Raw genomic sequence first — 3880 nt, 5'->3', positions numbered from 1 at the left:
GTTCAGGACACTGCAGTCCTTACGGTATTTTGCCAAGGCAAAAACCTGATAACGCGGGGTGGAGCAGCCCGGTAGCTCGTCAGGCTCATAACCTGAAGGCCGCAGGTTCAAATCCTGCCCCCGCAACCAAACAAAAAGCCCCCGTCGCAGAAATGCACGGGGGCTTTCGCGTTGATGGGCATTCAAAACCCAGATCAAAACCGAATGTCGACCAAGATGCGCTTCAAACGCCTTCTCGGAGGTACCCTAAGATTCCAAGACCATCGCAGCAAGACGTCTGCCGAGAGCCGATTCTGGATCGCCGAGGTCGAGCACGACACTCATGTGGTTGCGATCCGGAATGTTGAGGATGCTTACGGCCTGATTTCCGCTTTGCAGCTTGTCCTGCAGGCTTGCGGCCTGCGCCTGGAATGGCAGGGTTTCCTCTTTTCCGAGCCCGATGACCCGGATGGGACAAGGGAGCTGCGTCGCAGTCACCGGCGACCAGGCCTCGGCCTCGGCATGCGTCATTTTCGCCTCGTCGCGCAGGAAGCTATCCGGTATGCCCGAGAGGTCGTAAATTCCGCTGAGAAGCAGAAGCCCCTTCAACGTAGGCAAGCGCGGCACTTCTGTTTCCGTTGGACCGATTGAAGCCAGGAAGGATGCAAGATGCGCACCTGCCGAATGGCCGCTGACCGTCAGTCGATCAGGATCCGCACCGAAATCCCGGGCATGCTGCTGGAGCCAGAGCACGGACCGCCGTACTTGTTCAACCAACACATCAAGCCGTGCCCCCGGCATCAAATCGTATTCGACGAGAGCAGCGACGCCGCCGACGGCCAAGACCGGAGCGGCGACGAAGCGGTAGCTTTCCTTTTCACCCGAGCGCCAGTATCCGCCATGGACAAAGATATGCAGCGGCGCCCCGACTTTCGGATGCGCCGGAAGGATGACATCCAGGATCTCCCGGGGCCTCGAGCCGTAACGAATATCCGGCAGCATTTCCGCTCGCGCCGAAAGGGCGCGGCTGCGATCCGCGAACTCTGCAGCGACCGCGTCGAAATCCGGCACGAAATCGCGAATACGGTAGAGATCCTGTGACGTCATCCTGTTGCTCCCGGCCTCAATATTCGACTGCGTAATACTTTGCCTCCATGAATTCCAGAATGCCCGTGACGCCGCCCTCGCGACCGAGACCACTTTGCTTGACGCCGCCGAACGGCGCGGCCGGATCCGACATCAGCCCGCGATTGATGCCGAGCATGCCGGTTTCGAGGCGTTTGCCGACCTTCAGCGCGCGTTTCAGATCGCCGGAATAGATGTAGGCGGCCAGACCATATTCCGTATCATTGGCAAGGCGAACCGCCTCGTCGTCTGTCTCGAATTTGTAGACCGGGGCGACCGGCCCAAAGATTTCCTCGCGGGCGATGGCCGCATCCACAGGCACGTTTTCCAGAACAGTGGGTGGATAAAAATAGCCGTTTTCAACAAGCGGCTTGCCTCCCGTTGTCACGCGGGCGCCTCCGGCCACTGCATCGGAGACGAGGCGGTCGATCTTGCGTACGGCATTCGTCGTGATCATCGGGCCGCATTGCGTTTCCGGATCGTAGCCGGGGCCGATCTTGAGTGCCGCCATGCGCGCCGTCAGGCCAGCAACGAATGCATCGTGAATGCCGGACTGGACATAGAACCGGTTGGCGGCCGTGCAGGCTTCGCCGGCATTGCGCATCTTGGCGATCATCGCGCCATCGAGCGCCGCTTCGAGATCCGCGTCGTCGAAGACGATGAAGGGCGCGTTCCCGCCGAGCTCCATCGAGCAACTGACAACGGATTTGGCCGCCTCTGCCAGAAGCACGCGGCCGACGCCGGTCGAGCCGGTGAAGGAAAGCTTGCGCACGCGCGGGTCGGCAAGCATGGCATTGGTCACGCCGCTCGGGTTTGTCGTGGTCAGAACGTTGACGACGCCGGGCGGCACGCCCGCTTCCTCGCCGAGGCGGGCCATGGCATAGGCGGTCAGCGGTGTCTCGGAGGCCGGCTTGAGGATGACCGTGCAGCCGGCGGCGAGCGCCGGACCGATCTTGCGGGTCGCCATCGCGGCCGGGAAGTTCCATGGCGTGATCAGGACCGCGATGCCGATCGGCTCATGATCGACGAGAATGTTGTGCGAGCCGGACGGCGTATGGCGGTATTCGCCGGGAATGCGCACGGCCTCTTCCGCGTACCATCGAAAGAACTCGGCGGCATAGGTCACTTCGCCCCGGGCATCCGGCATCGCCTTTCCGTTCTCGAGCGCGACCAGCGTCGCAAGCTCCTCGGCATGCTTCGTCATCAGCTGGAACCAGCGCCGCAGGATTTCCGCGCGTTGGCGGGCAGGCGTAGCGCGCCAATCGGCTGCAGCCGCGTCGGCGGCATCGACGGCGCGGCGGGCATCGTTGATGGAGGCGTCGGCCACCTCGGCAAGCAGCTTTCCGGTCGAGGGATCGAGGACCGGTATGCCGTCTCCCTTGATCCATTCGCCGCCGATATAGAGACCCTTGGCATGAAGTGCGGGATCGGCATAGCCGGAAGCTTTCGTATGGAACGTCATGGCTTTGTCCTTTTCAGATCAGATGAGGCTGGCGCGATCGCCGTAATGTGCGGCGGCGACGAGATTGCGCATCTCCTGCGGGTTCAGCGGGCGAGGATTGTTCTGGATGAGGCGCGTGATGCCGGAACTTTGTTCGGCCACCCATTCGATGCGATCATCTGTGAGACCGAGATCGCGCAGGGTCGCGGGAATGCCGATGCGCGCGAAGAGCGCGGCGAGCGCCGGAATGACATCGTCCGGACCGTCCAATCTCGCAGCGTCGGCGATTTGCGCCAGTTCCGGTCTGATGGCCGGCACGTTCCATGTCATCACGTAGGGCATGAGGCAGGCGACGCCGAGGCCATGCGCGGTGTGGGTAACGGCGCCGACCGGATACTGGATGGCATGAGCCGCGGCGGTACCGGCAACCCCGAAGGCAAGGCCGGCGAGGGTCGCGCCAAGCATGACCTTTTCGCGAGCTGCCTGATCCGTGCCATCCTTGCAGGCCGTTTCCAGTCCCTGCCAGAGAAGGCCGATCGCGCTGAGCGCAAAATGGTCGGACAGCGCATTCTTGCCGACAAAAACGCGTTGCTGCGCAATGCCGGGCACAGGATCGCGGCGGATCGCCGTGAAGGCCTCCAGGGCGTGGGTAAGCGCATCCGCTCCTGCAATCGCGGTCAGTCCGGCCGGGCAGGAAAGCGTGAGCTCCGGATCGCAGATCGAAACCATCGGAATGAGATACGCGCTCGAAATGCCGACTTTCAGGCTACGCTCGGCATCCGACAGCACGGCGACGGGTGTCACCTCTGAACCGGTTCCGGCGGTTGTGGGAATGGCGATCAACGGCAGGACGGGTCCCGGCACGGCGTTTTCGCCATAGTAGTCCTGTGGCCGTCCGCCGTGGGAAAGGAGAAGGGCGACACATTTTGCCATATCGAGGCAAGAGCCGCCGCCGATGCCGATGACGAGGTCCGGCCGGTATTCCCGAGCATTTTCGGCACTCGCAATGGCGGATTCAACGGGAACGTCCGGCAAGGTGGAACTGTCCACCAGAACGGCGAGGTTTGCAGCCTCCAACCGGCCGACCAGCGCACGGAAATCGGCATCCGCAGCGAGGCGTGCGTCCGTGACGATCAGCGCGCGCTGGCCGAGCGTGGCCGCAATGCCGCCGAGCGCATGGCGCTGGCCGGCTCCGAAGAGCAGTTCGCGCGGCGCCCTCAATGTGCCGAATAGGTTCATTCCGTGTCTCCTCCAAAGGTTCAGGCGGCCTCGAGGGCCATAAGCTGTTCGAAAAGCGATTGTGGCAGGGCTATGCCGCCGTCCATTGCGGCGGCG

The 3880-nt window shown here is 62.8% G+C and carries 3 protein-coding genes and 1 tRNA gene; 1 reads left to right on the top strand and 3 read right to left on the bottom strand.

The annotated features are described in order from the left end of the window. The first annotated feature begins 52 nt into the window (after positions 1-52). Positions 53-129: transfer RNA gene (locus tag ACOZKU_RS17930), tRNA-Met, on the top strand. A gap of 117 nt (positions 130-246) precedes the next feature. On the opposite strand, the gene ACOZKU_RS17925 is transcribed toward ACOZKU_RS17930, so the two are convergent. Genes ACOZKU_RS17925 through ACOZKU_RS17915 form a run of 3 tightly spaced genes read right to left on the bottom strand, consistent with a single transcriptional unit; the run spans position 247 to position 3784 of the window. Then, positions 247-1086: an alpha/beta hydrolase gene (locus ACOZKU_RS17925; protein ID WP_421580018.1), complete on the bottom strand. Its 840-nt coding sequence runs from the start codon at positions 1084-1086 to the stop codon at positions 247-249. 16 nt (positions 1087-1102) lie between these two features. Continuing rightward, entirely contained in the window at positions 1103-2566 is a 1464-nt protein-coding gene (locus tag ACOZKU_RS17920; RefSeq protein ID WP_421580017.1) for an NAD-dependent succinate-semialdehyde dehydrogenase, read from the bottom strand. 18 nt (positions 2567-2584) lie between these two features. After that, positions 2585-3784 carry an iron-containing alcohol dehydrogenase gene (locus ACOZKU_RS17915; protein WP_421580016.1) on the bottom strand — a complete coding sequence of 400 codons (1200 nt, stop codon included), beginning with the start codon at positions 3782-3784 and terminating at the stop codon, positions 2585-2587. Between the last annotated feature and the right edge of the window lie 96 nt (positions 3785-3880).

Source organism: Shinella sp. M31 (assembly GCF_049199205.1).
Lineage (GTDB): Bacteria > Pseudomonadota > Alphaproteobacteria > Rhizobiales > Rhizobiaceae > Shinella.
Note: the sequence above shows the minus strand (reverse complement) of the source record. Positions and strands in the feature narration are given on the sequence as shown.